The sequence below is a fragment of the Paenibacillus sp. FSL H7-0326 genome, from assembly GCF_001955535.1.
Taxonomy (GTDB): Bacteria; Bacillota; Bacilli; order Paenibacillales; family Paenibacillaceae; genus Paenibacillus; species Paenibacillus shunpengii.
The window spans coordinates 2,126,074-2,142,840 of record NZ_MPVN01000001.1 but is presented as its reverse complement, the minus strand read 5'-3'; the positions used below and the strand labels follow the sequence as shown (position 1 = coordinate 2,142,840).

General features: G+C 48.1%; 9 protein-coding genes. 7 read left to right on the top strand and 2 right to left on the bottom strand.

Features of this window, described 5'->3' with window-relative positions:
- The first annotated feature begins 9 nt into the window (after window positions 1-9).
- The 5 genes from BK126_RS10175 (at window position 10) to BK126_RS10155 (ending at window position 11,943) form a co-directional block, all read left to right on the top strand.
- Window positions 10-7,872: a lamin tail domain-containing protein gene (locus BK126_RS10175; RefSeq protein WP_076312404.1), complete on the top strand. Its 7,863-nt coding sequence runs from the start codon at window positions 10-12 to the stop codon at window positions 7,870-7,872.
- 159 nt (window positions 7,873-8,031) lie between these two features.
- Window positions 8,032-9,237 (top strand): HupE/UreJ family protein, encoded by a 1,206-nt coding sequence (locus BK126_RS10170; protein ID WP_076312403.1) that lies wholly within the window; start codon window positions 8,032-8,034, stop codon window positions 9,235-9,237.
- Window positions 9,238-9,364: 127 nt separating this feature from the next.
- The gene (locus tag BK126_RS10165; protein ID WP_143757703.1) at window positions 9,365-9,832 is read left to right on the top strand and encodes a GNAT family N-acetyltransferase; all 468 of its coding nucleotides are present in this window, start codon (window positions 9,365-9,367) and stop codon (window positions 9,830-9,832) included.
- Between the two features lie 154 nt (window positions 9,833-9,986).
- Complete coding sequence (gene dapD, locus BK126_RS10160; RefSeq protein WP_047912844.1) at window positions 9,987-10,685, top strand: 2,3,4,5-tetrahydropyridine-2,6-dicarboxylate N-acetyltransferase; 699 nt, start codon at window positions 9,987-9,989, stop codon at window positions 10,683-10,685.
- Between the two features lie 139 nt (window positions 10,686-10,824).
- Complete coding sequence (locus BK126_RS10155; RefSeq protein ID WP_143757702.1) at window positions 10,825-11,943, top strand: N-acetyldiaminopimelate deacetylase; 1,119 nt, start codon at window positions 10,825-10,827, stop codon at window positions 11,941-11,943.
- Between the two features lie 75 nt (window positions 11,944-12,018).
- On the opposite strand, the gene BK126_RS10150 is transcribed toward BK126_RS10155, so the two are convergent.
- Both BK126_RS10150 and BK126_RS10145 read right to left on the bottom strand, forming a co-directional pair.
- Window positions 12,019-13,179 carry an aminotransferase A gene (locus BK126_RS10150; RefSeq protein WP_076312654.1) on the bottom strand — a complete coding sequence of 387 codons (1,161 nt, stop codon included), beginning with the start codon at window positions 13,177-13,179 and terminating at the stop codon, window positions 12,019-12,021.
- A 130-nt stretch (window positions 13,180-13,309) separates the two neighbouring features.
- Complete coding sequence (locus tag BK126_RS10145) at window positions 13,310-13,591, bottom strand: hypothetical protein (protein ID WP_076312401.1); 282 nt, start codon at window positions 13,589-13,591, stop codon at window positions 13,310-13,312.
- Window positions 13,592-13,978: 387 nt separating this feature from the next.
- Here BK126_RS10145 and BK126_RS10140 point away from each other — a divergent pair, with 387 nt between their 5' ends.
- Window positions 13,979-15,451, top strand: a complete 1,473-nt coding sequence (locus tag BK126_RS10140) for a polysaccharide deacetylase family protein (RefSeq protein WP_076312400.1) — start codon at window positions 13,979-13,981, stop codon at window positions 15,449-15,451.
- Window positions 15,451-16,764 (top strand): nucleotide sugar dehydrogenase, encoded by a 1,314-nt coding sequence (locus BK126_RS10135; protein ID WP_076312399.1) that lies wholly within the window; start codon window positions 15,451-15,453, stop codon window positions 16,762-16,764. The genes BK126_RS10140 and BK126_RS10135 overlap by 1 nt, the downstream gene beginning before the upstream one ends.
- Window positions 16,765-16,767 lie beyond the last annotated feature (3 nt).

Below are 16,767 nucleotides of genomic sequence, written 5' to 3'. Positions count from 1 at the left end.
GATGAGGGAATGTTTAGTTTGAACCAAATGAAGCGATGGACAGCCGTATGTATGACAGCCGTATTGGTTGTGACAGGCACGGCTGGAGGAGTGGTCCCATGGCTTGGCGTACAGTCAGCATATGCTGAAGTCCTTGCTGAGACTCCTGCCGAAGCACCAGCCGAGACCCCTGCTGATGCTCCAGCTGAAGCACCTGCTGAGACTCCAGTTGAAGCTCCAACTGAAGCTCCTGGTGCAGCACCGGTGGTTATTTATGAGCAGCAAGCGGAGTCAACAGTACCTATGGACATGTCGGTTACATTGTCTGTATATAGTGAAACTGCGATTACTACAGGGACACTATACTATAAGGATAGCAATGATGAAACATTCGAAGCTGCGCCCATGAACATCGGCGATCCCGCTCAGGGATCCACGGAATTATCCGGAATGATTCCCGAGTCCGTCATGCACGATGCCGAAATGGTGAATTATTACTTTGAGGTAACAAGCGAGAACGGAACAACTCGGAGTCCAGCTGAAGACGGGGCGGTATATGATCTTTTGATTGAGCAGCCACCTGCAGAAGAGACGCCGAGTCTTCTGATTACGGAGATTGTATTTAATGCTCCGGGCTCTGGAGAGGTATCCGAATATATTGAAGTTTACAATAACAGTCCACAGCGCATTAATTTATCCGACTATTATGTGCATTACGAGAATCATGATGGAAGCACAGTTCGGGATTGGACGCTTCCAGACCAGGAAGTAGGAGTCTGGGAGACAGTAGTCTTGCTTGGCAAGAACAGCAGTCTATCCCAAGTGAACAGTGATTACGGTGTTTCACTGGCCGAGCATCAGATTGCAGTCATGACCCAGCCTAGCGGCAACCTGGTGAACACAGGTACGTACACCGCATCTATTAAGACGGTTGCAGATAACGAGACCTTATCGTCGGTTCGTTACAACGATGCAGCAGTGAACAGCTCGGAGAACGGTGACGATCAGGATAAAACGAGCGTGGTTTATAAATTTAACACGAACAGCGCCATGATGGAAAAATGGTTTAGCTTCGGTATCCCTACCCCAGGAACACTGCTGGATGGTCAAGTGCCGGATCCATCGGCTGAGAATCCGTCTCTGCTTCCGGTGATCAGCCATCAATCTGCCGGCACGGTGCCTCTGCAGGATGTTGTGGTCACTTCTTCCGTACACAGCCCATCCCCTCTGGAATCGGCTACGCTGTATTTCAAAGACAGCTCAGCGACAACTTATACAGCTGTTGAAATGTCTGTAGAAACAGGTGAAGCAGGGAATTACAGCCTCTCAGGAACGATTGGACTTATCTCTATTGGCTATTCAGGCAGCATCGATTATTACATAACGGCCCGGAATGAAGAAGGGCTGAGCCGCACAGAGATATATGGACTTACTGTTGACCGAGAAATTCCGGAGCTGCTGATCACTGAGATTGTGTTTAACGCTCCGAATGATGAATACTCGGAATATATTGAAGTTTACAATAACAGCTCCGAGACGATTAATTTATCAGATTATTACGTATCTTACGAGAACTACAATGGTACAACCGCATATAACTGGACGTTGGGCGATCAGGAGCTGCAGCCATGGAAAACAGTTGTTCTGCTCAGAAAAGACAGCAGCCTTGCGCTCGTCAACAGCGAATATGGAGTATCCCTTACCCAGGATCAAATTCTGATCATGAATCAACCCTCAGGCAACCTAGTTAATACAGGAACTTATACTGCTTCCATCAAAAAGAGCAGTGATAACCAGGTTGTATCATCTGCAAGATATAACGATATTGTCATTGGACCGAAGGATGTGACGGATAGCGGAGACAAAACCAGCGTCGTCTATAAATATCCGGCGAGCGGTGCTCTGATGGACAAGCTGGTAACCAAGCAGATCCCGACACCGGGAAGTATTCGGGAAGGACAAGTTCCTCTACCACAGGTAGAGGACCCTGAACAGCTGCCTCAAATCAGCTACGAGCCATCGGTGACGACCACGAATCCTCAGGACGTATCCATTGAAGCTGAGGTGACAAGTGATACGGCTGTGATTGCTGCCAAGCTGTATTACAAGGCCGACTACGAGACCTTGTACAGCAGTGTGGAGATGACCATTACAGAGGGCGCCGAAGGGAATTATTCCGTAGCAGGTGTTATTCCGGCTAAGGCGATGGCAAGCACACAGCAAATTCAATATTATTTCACGATTCAGAATGAATATGGTACTTCACGGAGTCCGTCTGTGGCAGACGAAATCTATGAGCTTCAGGTCGAGCTTGATGGAGAGCCTCCATATTTACTGATTACGGAAATGGTGTTCAACGGACCGAATATTAACGGTGCCGATGTCCCTGCATGGGAATATATTGAACTGTACAATAACAGTGATCAGGTCATTTCTCTGCAGGATTACTACATTGATTACACAGATCTAAGCGGTGTTACCCAATATACTTGGCAGTTCACTGACAACGTTCAGATGGAGCCAGGCAGAGCACTGGTGCTGCGGATGGAGCCGACAGATGCGAACGGCACGGTGGACAAATTCAACGCTGCTTACAAGCTGACAGGCGATCGGCAGATTGAGGAAGCGGATCTCGTTAATCTCAGAGGGGACAGCAGCCTTGCGAATACATCCTCAAGAATTGTTAACGTTGTAACCAAATCAGGACATAAGGTTGTATCCGCGGCTTATAACGACAATGCAACTCCAGATAATCCAGCGCCTGATAATTTGACGGATACCTCTGTTACGTATTTACCGAATTATGTAAGCGAGGATATGGTTAAATGGGGCGTTAAAGTAACGCCGACACCAGGCTATGTACTGGATGAACAGAAGCCTTCAACAACGGTTACACTCCCGGATGATTATCTGCCTCCAGTCATTGAACACACTCGCGGGGCAGGAAGTATCGGGATGCACGACTATACAATCTCCGCTCAGATCACGGATAATGCCGTCGTATCAGAAGCGCAGCTCTATTATAAGACAGATGTGATGTCAGACTTCACTTCTGTGGCGATGAATCAGCAAACAGGAAATTCATACGAAGCTGTTGTTCCGGAAGAAGTACTGACAGGCGCAAGCCGACTATACTATTATTTCGAAGCAACGGACGGAGTTCATACTACAGTGAAAAAGGATGTGAAGAATGAGCCCTTTGAAATCAAAGTGCTCGAGTCCATATCCTCTGTAGTTCCAGAGCTGCTTATTACAGAGCTCGTGCCGGACAGTACGGGAAACGACATGTATGAGTACATTGAGGTGTACAACAATTCGACCCAAACGGTGAATCTCAAAGATTATCAGATTGTTTATGGCTATTATCATGGCGGAACGGATGCTTGGGATCTGCCGCATAACCTGGAGCTTCCGGCTGGAGAAACGGCAATCATCTGGGTGCAGTCTGATCTGAGCAAGGACGAGCCGGTGAGCAGCTTTAACAGCCACTGGGGCGTCAACCTGCCGGAGGATCGGGTCATGTCGATCTACTCCATCGGTATGAACAATACGAATGAAGGCCGGATCATTCTTGCCGAGGATTCGCATTATGCAGTCGACCATGCCCGTAATCCGATCGTACAAGCGTGGTTCAGCGTCGGTATCGATGAGGTAGAGAATGACGGTACGAGTGTCGTATATGAATATCCTAAGGACGGTTCTACCAAAATGGTGAAGCGTTCTGCACGCATGACAGCTACACCAGGCCAGCTTATTGAGGCACAGGTACCTGAACAGCTTGTCGAAGTGCCGAATGATACGAACCAGCCGGTCATTATTCATGAAGAACAAGTAGAAGATACGCTTTTTGGCTCGCAGACATTTGAAGCAACGGTGACAGATGATGAAATGGCAAAACGGGTATCCTTGTTCTTCAAACGGGATATGGATACGGATTATACTGAAGTCAATATGAAGCGCACAGCGGAAGGCTCGGATGTATTCATGTCCGCTGAAGTGAACAAGGCACTTCTGCTTGGGGCAGCGCATGTTGATTATTACTTTGAAGCAACGGATGGGCAGAATATCGTCCAATCTGACAACTACAGCCTCGGTTTTGTGAATCATGGACCTTTGTGGATTGATTTTGCAAATGTCGAATTTTTAAGTGGAACAGCTGTTGTTCAGGGCAATACGGAAGCTGCGGGCGAGACGTTGACCCTCTCGGTCGATGGAAATGAGCTCAGCACTAGTCCGGCGATGCATACAGCGCCAACACTAACCTATCGGGTTGACGATATAAACAGCGGCTTCCAGAATGGTTTATTCATCAATGATGAGCTGGTTACGCTGTTGCCAGTGAGTACTTACTATCAGCAAAAGTACGTTGATATTCCGAAGCACGTTCTGCAGCCAGGAGAAAATACGATTAAAATTACGGCCGGAACGAAAGATGACCCGCTGGAGTTCGGTACCTCGAACAACAACGATGACTATCGAATTGAAGGAGTGGAGCTGCTGCTGCCAGACGGTACTTCAGCCGATTGGACCTCAGCACGTGCCAAGACATTAAATGCAGACAGCTTTACCGATATTGATCCGGCTGACCGCCACAAGATTGGTGATAGCGGCGGATATGTCGAATATATCGAGATTACATTTAACATACCGGCAGATGTATTCCACAGCATCTACGCGGAGGTAGACACAACAGCATTAACTGATGGAGATCATCTATTTACATTGTCTTCGGATTCGGGTAACTCAGCTGAGGTAACCGCTGTTGTTGACAATACCGCGCCTGTATTTGAGAGCTTCTCTATTGAGGTCGGCAAGCTGTACACTGGTGAATTTGAGCTAAATGCGAATATTGTGGATGCTGTATCAGGTGTAGCTTCGGTAACAGCTGCTCTTGACGGCTCAGCGATAGAGCTGCCATCTGTCATCCATGCTTCAGAACTTACAGTAGGAGAGCATATCTTCGAAGTTGTGGCAACGGATGCAGCAGGAAATACGGTGACGCGTAAAGGTGTGTTTACTACGGATGAAACGGCACCGAACGCTCCTGAGGATCCGACTCCAGCAGATGGTGCAGCAGGTGTGAGCCGTGATGCAGTGCTCAGCGTAACTGCAAGTGATCCGAATGGAGATGCAGTGGATGTTTCCTTTGGTCAAGGCTATCGTTATGATTTCAACGAGCAGTCGGATATTGAAGCCTATTCCAATGCCGTTGACCGTGAGCCGCCAATTGAGCTGAATCCAGAAGGTGAGGAAGTATTTACAGCGGAAGCAGAAGCACTTGTCGCGAAGCAGGACGGGGAATATTACGTCACAGATGCGAGCGGCCTGTTCCCTTATCAGCGCTATGAATTCAAGCTGGACGAAGATGCAAGTGGAATTGAATCCGTTGAAGTCGTGTGGCAGGGGCACTCGGTTGAAGGCCGTCAGGTGACCATGTATACGTGGAACTATAACACGGGCAAATGGGAAGCTGCAGCGAGAGGCGTAGGTGCCGAAGACTTCGAACTGAGAGCTGCCGTAAACGCTGCGGACATGGTAAGAGACGAGAAGATTCAAGTGCTTATTCAGGATTTGATTGTAGCTGAAGATGCCTCCGCTTCCGAAGATCCGGACGGGGATGGCAAATTCACCTTTGCTTTCTCTACAGATACGCAGTACTATGCAGATTCCTATCCGGATATTTTCCGGTCACAGATGCAGTACATCGCTGATATGAAGGAAGAAATGGATATTCGCTATCTCATTCATACCGGGGATATTGTTGACGACTGGTATCGACCGGACGAATGGGCGATAGCCGATGAGAGCTTTAAGATTATTGAAGAAGCCGGTCTTCCATATGGTGTCGTTGCAGGGAATCATGATGTTAACTTCAATGCTGCCGATTATACGGAGTACTGGAAATATTTTGGACGTGATCGGTTTGAGAATCAGCCGACTTACGGAGACGATTTGAACAACAACCGTGACCACTATGATCTTGTATCTGCCAACGGTCAGGATTTCATCATTTTGTATCTGGGCTGGAGCATCCAGGAGGATACAGTGGAGTGGGCAAATGAAGTATTGAAGAAATACCCGGATCGTTACGCTATTATCGGAACGCATGAATACATCTCTCCATCCGGGGCCTACTCTGGTCAAGGTCAAATGATCTGGGATGAAATTGTAGCGAAGAATCCGAATGTAAAAATGGTCCTTTGCGGTCATATTCATGGCGTAGGCTATAACGTCAAGCATTTGGAAGACGGCCGCGTTGTCGTAGAGATGCTGGCAGATTATCAATCCGGACCGATGGGCGGTTTAGGATACATGCGCTTCCTGGAATTTGATCCAGCGGAAGAACAAATTCATGTGAAGACCTATTCATCTTATCTCGATGACTGGAATTATTTTGAGGACGGTTCCGACGATTTCTACATTCCTTTTGAGACACAGGATCCTCTCAAGCGGGTAGCAACGGATTATATCGGAGTGAATCTCTATAGTACAAACGAGATCGGGGCACAGCAAGCCGTCGAAAGTGGAAGCAGGGCGAGCACGACCTGGTCTTCACTTAACGCAAATCAGGATTATTTCTGGTATGCCAAAGCAACGGATCCATCCGGCAGCTCAACACTCTCGCCTATCTGGAAATTCTCCACGGGAACCGGTGGTAATGGAGATGGAAACGGAAATGGCAATGGAAATGGCAATGGAAATGGCAACGGAAATGGTAATGGTAACGGTAACGGTAACGGAAATAGCAATGGTAATGGTAATAATAACAACGGCTCTGGTGATGGTACATCGACAGACAGAGGGTGGACCGAAATTACGCCGGAAGATATCTCAGCAGATGGTGACAGTGTAAGCCTGAGAGCAGAGGATGATACGACAGGCTTGATCTTCACCTCAGCAGCGCTTACCCGTATTGGAAACCGCAGCTTGACGATTACGCTTGCAGACGGGGCCGTGATCACCTTGAGTGCAGAAGAACGAACGGCATTGGCTGCTGAGCTTGGTGCGAATGAACAACTGTATGTTTCTACTGAATCAGCTTCGGAAGAAGCTGTCGACGGAGCAGTCCGAGATTACAGCAGAGAACAAAAAGCAAGCTTTAAGGTGGTCGGCAATCCAGCTAAGGTGGAGATTGGCAAACGCGGTGTGAATGGCGCAGCGGAGCCGCTGGATGCTTCGGTAACGATTAAGCTTACGGCCGATAACGTGAAGAATACTGCTCTGGCCGGTATTTATCAGATTGCGGCAGACGGTACAGTAACATGGGTTGGCGGAAGTTATGCAGACGGAAGCTATACAGCATCAGTAGAAGAGGCGGGTACGTATGTCGTACTGGAATTTAACAAGCTCTATACGGACGTAACCGAGGGGCATTGGGCTCACCCTTATGTACAACTGCTCAGCTTCCAAGGTATCGCGAACGGCATTAACGACACTACATTTGGCGCTGCAAAATCGACGACAAGAGCCGAATTCGTAACGCTGCTGGCAAGAGCATTTGGTCTTACAGCATCCACAGGCGTCGATACTTTCAGCGATGTTAAGGCTGGAAGCTGGTATGCAGAAGCTGTACAAGCAGCTTATGAGGCGGGCATTGTTTATGGCACAAGTGCAGACCAATTTGAACCAGGCAAGTCGATAAGCCGGGAAGAAATGGTTGTCATGATTGTGCGTGCCCTGGAGCATATGAGCGGTAAGGAGCTCGAGACCGGAAACGGAACGGCCTATACCGATGACAATCAGATCAGCGATTGGGCCAAGGAAGCAGTCAAGAAGGCAACGGCATTGGGATTCATTGCAGGTAAAGGAAACAACAGCTTTGATCCTAAAGGCATGGCATTGCGTTCTGAGACAGCGAAGGTTCTCGCTCTGATGCTGGAGCAAATGCAATAACACGGTTAGGGAGAAGGCCTGCACGAAGGGCTTTCTCCCTTTCTATTTTTAAGAGATGAATATTTTACATTGTTAAACAATGATTTCATCATCGCATAAACATAGGATGCTATATTGATTGCATTTGAGGTACAAGAGATCGCTACAGGAGGATATGGTATGCAATTATATGATCAATGCGGCAGGACAGAGGATGAATCGGGTGCTTCGAGTTTGCGCAGAAGCTTGCCCTTCGTTGATTTGAGAGGATATACCAAGTGGCTTGCGGCCCTCATCCTCTTTGTAATGACATCAACTATTTTTGCTCAACCGGCAAGTGCACACATGAATACATTGGGATATTCCAATATCCAGGTGGAGCAGAGCGGATTGATATACGAAATAGAGCTTGATCTGCAGGAGGTAGCCCAGTGGATGGATGTCCGATCTGGGGGGGTGTTCATACTGGGTGGAGACAATGAGCCTCCCGAGGGCGAGGTTGCATGGACACAGGACGAGCTCAGATCCTTGATTGAGGAATCCTTAATTGTAGAAGGAGAAGGCCAGGCTGCCGAGCTTGCAACCATAGATGATATCAGGATTGTGGAACGAAATGACACCGGCTATCTGCATATGCTGCTCGGATATGATTTTGCAGAAGCGGCGGATGATTATTCCATTAACTATAATTTTTTCTTTGATATGGACGCCAATCATCAGAATTTCGCTGCAATTCGAATGGGAGAGGCCTCAAAGGATATTGTATTTACCAATGGACAGCAAGTGGCTGCCGGTGAAATTACAGCCGAAGGAAGCAGCAGCACGACGGTTGAGCTGCCGGGCTGGGCCGTCACGGCTTGGAACTACTTGGTGATCGGAGTCAAGCACATCTGGTTTGGGATTGACCATCTGCTGTTTATCCTTGCGCTCGTGTTGGCTAAGCTGCGGCCATGGGACTATGTGAAGGTTCTGACGGCTTTTACCATCGGGCACAGCTTGACCATTGCACTGGCTGCACTGGACATAGTGCGTCTGCCATCAAGCTTCGTGGAGCCGTTCATAGCCCTCAGTATTGCCTACGTAGCTATAGAGAACATCTTCCGCAAGCAAGTGAATCGGCGCTGGCTTATTGCGCTGCTGTTCGGTCTGATCCATGGATTCGGGTTTGCCCAGGTGCTGCAGGAATCGCCTGTGGATTCCATTGTGCTTGCATTGATCTCGTTCAATGTCGGTGTGGAGATCGGTCAGCTGTCAGTATTGGCTGTGGTTATTCCGCTGCTCCTGTGGCTGAGAAGATTTCAGAAAGTCTACACCTACAGCAATGCCCTGATATCTGGAGTGATCATGCTGTTTGGCCTGTTCTGGTTCGTGATTCGGGTGATTTAAACTGAAAAAGACCATGGCTGAAAATTAAAAATCCAGATATAATTTGATAATGCGCTCCATTAACGAAGTAAAGTGAACAGAGGGCTGCCGGTATAGATGAATTTTTAGAAAAGGAGCCTTTCTTAAAATGACGATGAAGTATTCTGCCGTCCAGGCAACGATACATGATTTAGATGATCTGGTTCCACTATTTGATTCTTATCGTGTGTTTTATGGGCAAGCATCCAATCCTGAGGGTGCAAGGGAGTTCTTGTTCAACCGCTTTAATCATGCAGAGTCGGTCATATTTATCGTGCGTGCAGCTTCTGATGGACAAGCCGCTGGGTTTGCTCAGCTGTACCCCACTTTCTCATCCATCTCTATGCTGCGTTCATGGATCCTTAATGATCTATATGTAATGGAAGCACATCGCAGAGAAGGAGTTGCGGACTTGCTGCTGCAGCAGGTACGGGAGTTTGGGATGACCACACAGGCTAAAGGAGTTGCGTTATCTACAGCGCCGGACAATAAGGCAGCACGCACGCTTTATGAGAAGCACGGATATGTTATCGATGACGAATTTTATTCTTACTTTTTGACATTGCCAATTCAGTAGTACATACACCAGGTGGATCTAGTCTGAGAAGTAAGTTTGAAGCGAATGTGTGGTCGAGACCTGTGGTGTGAAAAGTAGACTCTGTTCGAGCGCGTATGCTACAATGTTCGCAAGGAAAATAAGCTTGAAGAAAAAGGAGAAAAACATACCAGCCATGGATAAAACAATGGAAGTCATTAATTACATCAAAGATAGCAAAAAGGTTACCCCTGTAAAGGTGTATTTCAACGGTAAAATCACTTCTCCAGTAGAAGGCGTTAAAGTATTTGATTACGGTGACGGCGGCGTGCTGTTTGGCGATTGGGCAGAAGTTCAAGAGCTGCTTGCGAACGACAAAGGAATTGAGTCTTACGAGGTGGAGCATGATCGTCGTAACTCTGCAATTCCGATGCTTGACCTGAAAGGAATCAATGCACGTATCGAGCCTGGCGCGATCATTCGTGACAAAGTAGAGATCGGCAACAATGCCGTTATCATGATGGGTGCGGTTATCAATATCGGCGTCTCGATCGGTGAAGGCACGATGATTGATATGAATGCAACGCTTGGCGGACGCGTTCAAGTCGGCAAGATGTGCCACGTTGGCGCAGGTGCGGTACTCGCTGGCGTTATCGAGCCTCCTTCTGCACAACCGGTTGTTATTGAGGATGATGTTGTCATCGGTGCAAACGTTGTCGTTCTCGAAGGTGTGCGTGTAGGCAAAGGCGCTGTAATCGCTGCGGGTGCAGTCGTGATTGAAGATGTGCCTGAGAACGCAGTCGTTGCGGGTATTCCAGCTCGTGTAATCAAAATGGTTGACGACAAGACCAAGTCCAAGACTACAATTATTGAAGGTCTTCGCAATCTGAAATAAGCAAGTTAAAAGTAATCCAAGCGCGCGCCATCAACAGTGGCGCGTGTTTGTTTATGAGCGGCTTGAGCGTGAGCTTAAGTTAGCAGGCGCATATAACCGAATACGAAAAGGCTTAATGAGTGACTTGAGGAGTGATCGAATGAGCGAGTTTGTAGAGTTAAGACGTAGGCTGCACCAAATTCCCGAGCCGGGCTTTGAAGAGTTCAAGACACAGGCTTTGCTGCTGGAATACATCAGCGGACTACCGCAGGAGCGGCTGGAGGTCAAAACCTGGCGTACAGGTATTTTGGTTCGAGTGAAGGGTTTGATTGGTGAGCGGTGCTTGGGATACCGGGCGGATATGGACGGGCTGCCCATCGATGAAGAGACGAGCTATGAATTCCGTTCAACGCATCCGGGTTACATGCATGCTTGCGGGCATGATCTGCATATGGCTATCGGTCTTGGGGTGCTCACAGAAATCGTGAGAGAGCCCATTAATGATGATGTGCTGTTCGTGTTTCAGCCGGCGGAAGAGGGGCCGGGCGGCGCATTACCGATGCTGGACAGCGAGGAATTTAAGGCGTGGAAGCCTGATTTCATGATGGGGCTGCATATTGCTCCCGAATACCCGGTAGGAACGATTGCTACAAAGCCGGGCATCCTGTTCGCGAACACATCAGAGCTGTTTATTGATCTGACAGGTAAAGGCGGCCATGCCGCTTATCCGCATCGGGCCATTGATATGATCGTTGCGACGTCGAGTCTGGTCATGCAGATGCAGTCTATCGTCTCACGCAATGTCGATCCATTAGATTCTGTGGTTGTGACACTTGGCAAAATTACAGGTGGAACCAAACAGAACATTATTGCAGAACGGGTTCGTCTGGAAGGCACGATCCGGTCCTTGTCAGCCGATTCTATGGCAGATGTAAAAGCCCGGATTGAAGCGCTGCTGACAGGCATAGAGGCTGGCTTTAACTGTAAGACCGAGCTGGATTATGGCTCCAATTATTATCAAGTGTACAACCATGAAGAAGAAGCCGAGCGATTTATGAACTTCGTTCAACATGTTGAAGGTGTGGAACTGATTGAATGTACGGAAGCCATGACAGGCGAAGATTTCGGATACTTCCTCCGCGATATTCCTGGCTTGATGTTTTGGCTTGGGGTTGATACGCCCTATGGACTGCATCATGCGAAGCTGGAGCCACAGGAAGAAGCGATTGGCGTGGCCATTGACGTTGTATCTAACTATTTGCGTCATCGTTCTTCATAAAAGAGGTCACCATACCAAAAAACTGCTTCTGCGCTCATGCGCAGAAGCAGTTTTTTTTGCGGCATTCATCCGAGTTTAGCTGGACAATCCTTGTACGAAGGACTCGATTCGATCCAGCGCCTCACGAAGCACCTCCATGGAGCAGGCATAGGAGATGCGGATATAGTTGTCGCCGAAGGGAGCGAACGCGGCTCCAGGCACGACCGCAACCCGTTTCTCTTCAAGCAGACGATGGGCGAACGTGGTGGAATCGAGTCCGAATTTAGCTACAGAAGGGAAGATGTAGAAGGCCCCGTTTGGCTGTGTGACCTCAAAGCCTGCACTGACCAGCCGCTCATAGGCATAATCACGGCGTCGTGCGTACTCCTCACGCATCGGCAGGGCGTCATCTATGCCCACAGTCAGCGCTTCGGCCGCGGCTGCTTGGCTGACAGAGCTGGCGCATGTGACATTATACTGATGAACTTTCACAATATGACGTGCAAGATAAGCCGGAGCGAACAGCAGCCCGATGCGCCATCCAGTCATCGAGTGCGACTTCGACAAGCCGTTGATTACAATGGTCTTCTCACGCATGCCCGGCAGAGCCGCAATGGAAGTGTGCGTATCGTCAAATACAAGCTCGCTGTAGATCTCGTCTGACAGGACGAACAGCTCACGCTCCCGAACCAGGTCTGCGATCTCGTTAAGCTCCTCGGAGCTCAGTGTACAGCCTGTCGGATTGGAAGGGGAGGCCAGCACGATACAGCGAGTACGCTCTGTCAAATGCTGACGAATCAAATCGGCGGTCAGCTTAAAGCCGCTGCCAGTCGTATCCATATGTACCGGCTGTGCACCGCACATACGAATAATGGGTTCATATCCCGGATAGATCGGGCCTGGCAGTAGTACCTCGCAGCCTTCCGTAAGAATCGTCCGGAAAGTTACATCAATTGCCTCGCTCGCGCCAGTGGTTACGATGATCTCATCCGCAGGATCATATGTAAGTCCGTACTTCTGTGCCATGAACTCGGCTGCCGCTGTACGCAGTTTGAGTGTCCCCGCATTCGGCGTGTACACCGTTTCTCCACTGTCAATGGCTTGCTTGGCTGCCTCCAGAATATGCTGTGGCGTTGGAAAATCCGGCTGCCCGAGCGTGAGTGACAATACATCTTCATATTGACTGACCATGTTGGCCATTTTTCGTATACCGGATACTTCAATGCTGCGAACCTCCGGTCTAATTAAATGCTCCATAATTTCACCTGTCCCGTCTATATGCGTTTCAATGGTAATCATCATATCATATCGAACGGAGCACTTCGAGAGGAGCATTCACAATAGCTTTTGGGCTGCGTAGCTTCCAGATCACGTGTATCGGCTCTTTTTATATAGCAGTAGAATCAAGATGATCATTCCATTGTTTGAGCGACTGCGCATCTTGATAACCAAGCTTGTGCGCAGTCTTAATCAGCTGAATATTGCTGTGAAGAAAGAGATCCTCCAGCAGTCCTGTTTTATGATATAAATGCTCGGGCATGTGCTCCCTCATATTTTCCAGTGTTTCGCTAAAAAGCTTATAGAGCTCGAGATGCTCCCTTTCACAAATCTCCACAATTTCCTGAGATCTTCTATCAAGTACTTCTCTCAAAATTTGATCTACCATCATCTCTAGTCCTCCCTGTTGTCCATCCATTGAGATCAGAATATGCCTACTGTATAGAACGAACATCATCGCAATATTAAAATAAAGGACTAATTATATTAATATTAAAATGTTAATATATTACAGGTGACAAAAATAATGATGAATCCACTAATTTCATGTCCAAAAATCGCAAAATTGTTAATATATCATGCGTGATTTTGTTTTATAATAGTTCTGAAGTAGTGGCATTTTTTAGAAAATAATTAATCCAATGTACTTAGTTAGCAAGTAAGCATAGGCTTCAAGTCTGGTTAATAGAAGAATAGAATTTCATGGAAATGTAAGTGGGTAATTGTATTCTATATATGCTAGACAAGCGTGTCGAATAATGAAAAGGAGCAAAGCAAGATGCCAAGTACAGCTAAATATTACAGGCAGGTCGGACTGATCATTCTGTCCCTGCTGGTTCTGCTGACAGGATGCAGTGCTGCGAACGAGGCAGAGACGATTACGAACGATCCGAATGTAGATCCGGATCCTGTCGTGCAGCGTTATGAAGGAGAGAAGAGTCAGGAGATTCCCTATGTATATACAGGACGCAGAGAGCTCTCACTGACCTTTAATGGAATGGGTGACAGGGAAACGATGGATCGCCTGCTGGATGAGCTGGACAAGTACAAGATTAAGGCTACCTTCTTCCTGCCCGGCATGCGGGTAGCAGAGGAGCCGGACATTGCACAGTCGATCTTGGACAGGGGACATGAAATTGAGAATAATCTGCTGAATCAGCTAGATATCACCGATATGAATTACAACGATATTTATCAGGAGGTTAAGCTCGCGAATGAGGTGATTAAGGAGCACACGGGTGCTGAGCCCGTCTACGTTCGTACCAGATCCGGAGATGTTCCTGACGATCTCGCTCTGGCTGCGGCTCATCTGGGGATGAAGGCAGTGGTAAGCTACAGTATTAATCCGAAGGATCGGGATATGAAGAGCGCAGAGGAGATTGGTGAATATGTAGAGCGTTATATTCATCGAGGCGGGATTATTTCTTTAAATACCGATATTAATCCTGAGATTGTTGAATCGATTAAGTATATTGCGGCAGCAGCGGAGGATATCGGCTACAAGTTGATTCCACTTAGAGAACTGGCAGAGAATGGCGGAGTCCGTAAGCCGCTTGAGGAGATACCCGGCTATGATGCAGTTAAGATCAATCCGGATTACGAGAATGCCGAATACGAGCTGATATATAAGGTCAAGACCAACAAGAAGCAGGTGGCTCTGACACTGGATGACTGGGCAACCGACAAGACAGTAACCCAATTTCTGGATATCCTGGCCGAGAAAAAAGTACATGCTACCTTTTTTCTTCGAGCCAGAGGCGTAGTAGATAATCCCAATCTGGCTCGTGCAATCATTGAAGAGGGACATGATGTTGCCAATCATACGTATACCCATCCGGTTGTTACCTCGCTGACAGCAGAGGAATTGCAGAAGGAAATCGTGACAGCTCATGAAGTGATGACGGAAGCGATTCAACAGCAGCCGCTGATGCTCTTCCGGCCGCCTACGGGAGCGATTGATGCTCAGAGTGCCAAGGTGATTGCTGCGACGGGATATGAGCACATTGCGATGTATGATGTGACAGCAATGGATTGGGACGTATCCCATTCTGCTGACGACATTGTGAATATGGTTATGGACCAAACGGAAAATGGCAGCATTATTCTGCTTCACATTCTCGATGGTATTCACTCTGTCGAAGCTCTTCCAAGGATTATTGATCAGCTGCGAGCCAAAGGGTACACATTTGTCAGCTTGGTAGATTTAATGGAACAGAACAAAACATGGATAAACAGTGATGAGGTAAAATAATGGGATTGTTTGAGGAACTGGCTGCTGGGAACGAGAAGCTCGCAGTGATTGGACTTGGTTATGTCGGGCTGCCAATTGCAGCTGCTTTTGCCAGAAAGTTGAATGTTATTGGATTTGATGTGAATCGTCAAAAAATAAAAGCCTATCAGGATGGAATGGACCTGACCGGTGAGATCGGGGATGAAGCCGTGCGGCATTGCGGCGTGGACTTTACGTCAGATAGAGACCAGCTTGCCGGGGTGCGCTGCTATATTGTTGCCGTGCCAACACCCGTCAAGAGCGGCAACGTCCCTGACCTGGAGGCGGTGCAGAAGGCCAGCCGGCTTGTAGCTGAGCGGTTGACACCAGGCTCGCTCGTTGTCTATGAATCTACGGTGTATCCCGGGGTCACGGAAGAGGTATGCATACCCATTCTCGAGGAAGCTTCGGGACTAACGTGCGGAAGGGATTTCAAGGTGGGATATTCACCGGAGCGGATTAATCCGGGAGATAAAGTCCACCGGCTGGAGAACATTATGAAGATTGTATCCGGCAATGATGAGGAGGCACTGGAGACCGTGGCCAGCCTGTATGAGCTGATCGTCGAGGCCGGGGTTCATCGTGCCGAGAGCATCAAGGTAGCCGAGGCAGCGAAGGTCATCGAAAATGCACAGCGGGATATTAATATTGCCTTCATGAACGAGCTGTCCATGCTGTTTCATGAGATGGATATCGATACGAATGCCGTTCTCAGAGCCGCAGGGACCAAGTGGAATTTTCTCCCGTTTCGTCCGGGCCTGGTCGGCGGCCATTGTATCAGTATTGACCCTTATTATTTGACATACAAAGCGGAAGACAGCGGCTATCATTCGCGAATTATTTTGGCCGGACGGCAGATTAATGACGGGATGGGCAAGTATATTGCCCAGAATATGATCAAGATGATGGTCAAGCAGCAGATGGACTTGAGAAATACGCGCATCGGCATATTCGGACTTGCTTTCAAAGAGAATTGCAGTGATATCCGCAATTCCAAGGTGATGGATATCCTGAATGAGCTAAGCGAATATGGGATTACCCCGCTGGTAGCCGATCCGTATGTCGATGCGGCTACTGCCTATCAGGAATACGGAGTGGAGCTTACCGATCCTGCGCATCTAGTAGATTTAAACATCGCAGTGGTAGCTGTAGCCCACGAATCTTTTAGAGCAATGAGCTTCAACCAGGTGCAGCAGCTATACAGCCATACACAGCCGAAGATCATGTTTGATATCAAGGGGATATATGACAGACACATGTATGAGCAGAGCGGATTTCTCTACTGGAGCTTGTAGTCC